Annotated in this window: 7 protein-coding genes; 3 read left to right on the top strand and 4 right to left on the bottom strand. The window is 61.7% G+C overall.

Features of this window, described 5'->3' with window-relative positions:
• The 4 genes from BIS11_RS11615 to BIS11_RS11600 all read right to left on the bottom strand — a co-directional run.
• On the bottom strand, positions 1-169 hold a 169-nt coding region (locus BIS11_RS11615), incomplete at its 3' end, for an ATP-binding cassette domain-containing protein (RefSeq protein WP_253586081.1).
• Between the two features lie 163 nt (positions 170-332).
• On the bottom strand, positions 333-545 hold the full coding sequence (locus BIS11_RS11610) for a PA3496 family putative envelope integrity protein (protein WP_253422994.1): 213 nt from the start codon (positions 543-545) through the stop codon (positions 333-335).
• A gap of 161 nt (positions 546-706) precedes the next feature.
• Positions 707-1,141 carry a PAS domain-containing protein gene (locus tag BIS11_RS11605; protein ID WP_253422998.1) on the bottom strand — a complete coding sequence of 145 codons (435 nt, stop codon included), beginning with the start codon at positions 1,139-1,141 and terminating at the stop codon, positions 707-709.
• Positions 1,142-1,316: 175 nt separating this feature from the next.
• Positions 1,317-2,630 carry an MFS transporter gene (locus BIS11_RS11600; RefSeq protein ID WP_253423001.1) on the bottom strand — a complete coding sequence of 438 codons (1,314 nt, stop codon included), beginning with the start codon at positions 2,628-2,630 and terminating at the stop codon, positions 1,317-1,319.
• An 86-nt stretch (positions 2,631-2,716) separates the two neighbouring features.
• Here BIS11_RS11600 and BIS11_RS11595 point away from each other — a divergent pair, with 86 nt between their 5' ends.
• The 3 genes from BIS11_RS11595 to BIS11_RS11585 form a co-directional block, all read left to right on the top strand.
• On the top strand, positions 2,717-2,995 hold the full coding sequence (locus tag BIS11_RS11595) for a SelT/SelW/SelH family protein (RefSeq protein ID WP_301282964.1): 279 nt from the start codon (positions 2,717-2,719) through the stop codon (positions 2,993-2,995).
• Positions 2,992-3,870 carry a DMT family transporter gene (locus BIS11_RS11590; RefSeq protein ID WP_253423007.1) on the top strand — a complete coding sequence of 293 codons (879 nt, stop codon included), beginning with the start codon at positions 2,992-2,994 and terminating at the stop codon, positions 3,868-3,870. The genes BIS11_RS11595 and BIS11_RS11590 overlap by 4 nt, the downstream gene beginning before the upstream one ends.
• A 251-nt stretch (positions 3,871-4,121) precedes the next feature.
• A partial coding sequence (locus tag BIS11_RS11585) for a TolC family protein (RefSeq protein WP_253586080.1) occupies positions 4,122-4,480 on the top strand: 359 nt, incomplete at its 3' end.

The raw sequence follows: 4,480 nt of genomic DNA, 5'->3' as shown, positions 1-4,480 counted from the left end.
TATCGACGCCCGCCATGATGCGCAGCAGCGTGGATTTACCCGCGCCGTTGAGGCCGAGCACACCGATCTTGGCGCCCGGGAAGAACGACAGCGAGATATCCTTGAGAATTTGTTTCTTGGGCGGCACGACTTTGCCGACCCGGTTCATGGTGAATACGTATTGCGCCATGGAAATCCGTTAGGTTGGTGAGAAGATGGAGGCCGCGAGGCTTGCCTGGGGCTAGATGATAGTGCTCAGCGCGGCCAAAGGCCAGACGCCACGCCTGGGGCGGCGATGAGCACCAGGGCGTGAAGTCGTCAATGCAGAAGAGTAAGGCGGAGAGGGCGAAGCGTTACTCTTCCTCGTCCCAGTCGTCCTCGATGGCGCGCTTGAGCCTGCGCTCCTCGAGCCACGCCTCTACCTGGCGCCGCGCACGCAGCGTATCGGCCTTGCTGGGCTTGTGCTTGCCGTACTGCTCGTCGTTGACGGCGTCCAGATTATCGAAGTCGTCGCCTTCGAGGTTCGAGGCGGAGAAGGCATCACGATTAAGGGGGTCACGGCTCATGGTAGGCCCTCCAACCCAAGCCGGCTTGCCGGCATTGAAACGACTCAGCCTCGACGATTCGGTCGATGGTCGAGCTGAGCGCCCAGCGCGGTGTCCGCGCTTAGGCGCTATATAACGTCGGTTGGAGGAAATTTCAAGCGTTAAATTCGCCTAATGCTTCTTCAGGCGATTTCGTGCTTTTTCTGCAGTGCCGACAGCGCGTTCTGCGCTTCCACACGTTCGGTCACGTCCTTCTGCACGCCCACGCAGTACATCAGGTTATCGCTTTCATCGTACACCGGGGTGATCGAGAGCTCGTTCCAGAACATGGTGCCGTCCTTGCGATAGTTGCGCAGCACCTCACGGCAGGGGCGACCGCTCTTGAGCGCATCGCGAATCGCGTCGAGCGCCTCCTGGTCGCGGTCGTCGTTCTGCAGAAAGCGGCAGTCCCGGTAGAGGATTTCATCGGCAGTGTAGCCAGTCAGGCGCTCGAACCCTTTGTTGACATAAATGAGGATGTTTTCGTCTCCCTCCTGTTCTGATACGACGATGCCGTCATCCGATGCATCAACGATACGCTCGAGCAGCTCGGGATTGATTAGAGGAGATCGTTTCATAAAAGGGTCCTATTGCTTATCGCTCATCCGCTGCCATGGCGCTGTGCATCAGCGCGGGGTCAACGGTACTTAAACTGACCAGACACCCCTAACATAGGTAGACATGCGCGCACTGGCAAGTAATCTCGCCCTCGGGTGGGGGAGATGGCGTGGGGTGCGGTGTCATTCGGCTTCTTCATTCGACTTCGGGAAGTCGATAGGCGCTTGCGAGAGCGCCCACGGCAGTCAAGGCCAGTGCCCCCAGTAGCGTAGCGGTTCCCAGCCATTGTGCAAGCGCGCCGACCACGCCGCCGACGGCAAGCATCAAGATGCCGGTCAAGGTGTTGGAAAGCGCGACGTAGAGCGCGCGATCGTCCTGGGTGGCGATATCGACCAGGTAGGTCTTGCGCCCCAGGCGCACGCCGTGATGAACGATGACCAGCAGGGCATAGATCAGCGCGTAGGGAACCACGCTGTTCGCCCACTCTCCCGGCAGCCAGACGAGGCTCGCCCCCAGCGCACAGCCCAGCGCCGTGCCGGTCGCGGCGTAGCACATCACCCGGCGGCTGGACCGGTCGGCCAGCTTGCCCCAGACCGGGCTCGCCACCAGGGCGGCAAGCCCCGATACCACCACCAGCAGGCCAAGGTTGCCAAGGTCGGTGCCGCTTTGCTGCTGGCCGAGAAGAGCGAGGTACGGCAGCGCCAGAGCGCTCGACAGCAGCAGCGCACGTGATACGTTGAAGTGCAGAAACGCCCGGTCGTGCTTCAAGAGCGACAGGCCGTACTTGATGCTCGTCCAGGCATTCTGGCCGCCATCGACGGCGCCGGCCTCTTCCTTGATGCGGGCGACGCAGAGGGCATTGAGAAGCCACCCCAGGGCAGCGATGGCGAGAAGAGCGGCCAGCGCCCAGTTGCCCGGGCGGTCACCGAACAGCATCAGAACGCCCCCGGCGGCGAGCGTCACCGCCCCGGCGACGCTGCCGCTGTAGCCCATCAGCGTGCCCCGGCGGCGCTTGGCGATGGTCTTGCCCATGACATCCTTGGTGGCGATCGACGATACGCCGCGTGCAAGCGATAGCAGAACCAGGGCGCCAAGCACCAGTGCGCCTCCTGTGGTGCCGGCACCTAAGAGTGCCAGCAGCGCCAGAACGAAGGCGCACCCGGCCTGCAGCACCGCCCCGGCCACCCATACCCACTTGCGCCGCGGCATCGGACGAATGAAGCCGGCCACGAAAATCTGGGGAAGCAGGGCGCCCGCTTCGCGGATGGGGACCAGAAGGCCCACCATCCAGACCGGCGCGCCGATGATGCCCATCAGCCACGGCAGCACCAGACGGGCACTCGAAAGCTCGTCGGCGAGCTTGTTGCCGAGCGCGGCGAACAGGTGAAGAAAGAAGTTGCGCGGCTGTTCCTGGCACGCCGCGTCGGGTATGTCCTTGCACATTCGGCTGTCGTCGTCGCCGGTCAGCCATTCGAACAGGCGGGTTTGGGAAATGGTGCGTTCGGCCATCACGACTCCTTTGCAGTGACTCATTGGCGGTGAACAGGACGAAGTGACAGAATGCCGTTTCGCTAGCTTATATTAGAACATTTGGGATGAAGGCAATGCCGCGTATATCGATCCGCTACTGCACCCAGTGCCAGTGGCTTTTGCGAAGCGCCTGGTACGCCCAGGAGCTTCTTTCCACCTTCGGCGAGCAGCTCGACGAGGTCGTCCTCGCACCTTCTCACGGCGGAACCTTCGAGATCCGCTGCGACGAGGAGCTGATCTGGGAGCGCAAGCGCGATGGGGGATTTCCCGACGTCAAGATCCTCAAGCAGCGCGTGCGTGACCGGATCGACCCCGAGCGAGACCTGGGGCACATCGACCGATGAGCGGGGATCGACGCGCCATCGCCTTTGGTCTGGGGGCGGTCGCACTCTGGTCCACCGTCGCCACCGCCTTCAAGTTCGCGTTGACCTACATGAGCCCGCTGGAGCTGATGTGGATCGCAGCCATTGTATCCTGGGCGTTGATGGGAGCGCTGGTCGTGCATCGCGGGCTGGGCCGGGTCGCGCTGGCATCCGGTTGGAAAACCGCCGCCTGGGCGGGCTTGATGAATCCGGTAGCCTATTACCTGGTGCTGTTCGCCGCCTACGACCGCCTGCCGGGACAAGAAGCCATGGCGCTCAACTACACCTGGGCGCTGGCGATGGCCTTTTTGGCCGTTCCACTGCTGGGCCAGCGCCTGACGCGGCTCGATGTGCTGGCCGGCGTGATCGCCTATGTCGGCGTCTGGGTGATCGCCACGCGCGGCCGCGTGTTCGACATGGCCTTCGAGGATCCGCTGGGAGTGGCCTTCGCGCTCTGTTCGACGCTGATCTGGGCGCTCTATTGGCTGCTCAACGCCCGTGATGCGCGCGAGCCGTTGGTAGGACAGTGGCAAAATTTCACTATCGGCTTGCCGGTACTCACTTTTTTGCTACTTTTAGGGCCAGGCGTTACGTGGCACGGCTGGCCAGCGCTGGGAGCCGGTGTCTACGTGGGCCTGTTCGAAATGGGCATCGCGTTCATTTTCTGGCAGCTGGCAGTGAACGGTATCTCGCGCACCGCCAAGGTGTCCAACCTGATCTTCCTGTCACCCCCGGTGTCGCTCATGCTGCTCCACTTCGTGATGGGCGAGCCTCTTCTGGTCTCGACGTTCACAGGGCTCGGTCTGATCCTGGTCGGTTTGGCGTTACAGCAATTACCGGGTAATCAAAAAGGGTGAATCAGAGTAAGACGTTTTTTTGAGATATTTATTGTAAATTTTTGTGACATTTGTTTTTATAACTTGCCTTTCAAGCGCACTTAATTAATTTAAGTGAAGCTCGAGGGAGGCTGGCGCGGTCTGTGAATGATCTCTATGTATTCCGGGAGAAGGGTATTCCAGGAGAATGCTGGGGCGTCTGTTCGGGCCAAGCGACAAGGCGGGTCGCGATTTCATCGGTAGGTCGAAGCGTTCACTAGGAATCCAGGCACATGAAAGACAACGTCACAATGAAACTGAAACATCTCTTCTCGGCACGCGCGTTTCGCCCGCTCACGGTGGCCACGCTGACCTGCCTTCCGTTGTCTGCCCTGGCGCAGTCACTGCCGGCGAGCCTCTACGCCCCCGGATCCACCGACTTGCCCAGCGCCATCCAGCAGACCATCGTCACCAACCCGCAAGTCAACGCTGCCTGGTCGAGCTTCAACGCGTCCGGCAGCGACGCGCGCGCCGCCCGGGGCGGCTACCTGCCGACTATCGACGTGCGTGCGGGAGTAGGGCGCCAGGACCAGGAGAACGACGGGCGCGGCAGCTACAGCAGCGACTTCGCCGAGCTGACGCTGTCGCAGAT

Origin of the sequence: Halomonas sp. 707D4 (assembly GCF_024158685.1) — a bacterium.
GTDB lineage: Bacteria > Pseudomonadota > Gammaproteobacteria > Pseudomonadales > Halomonadaceae > Vreelandella.
Note: the sequence above shows the minus strand (reverse complement) of the source record. Positions and strands in the feature narration are given on the sequence as shown.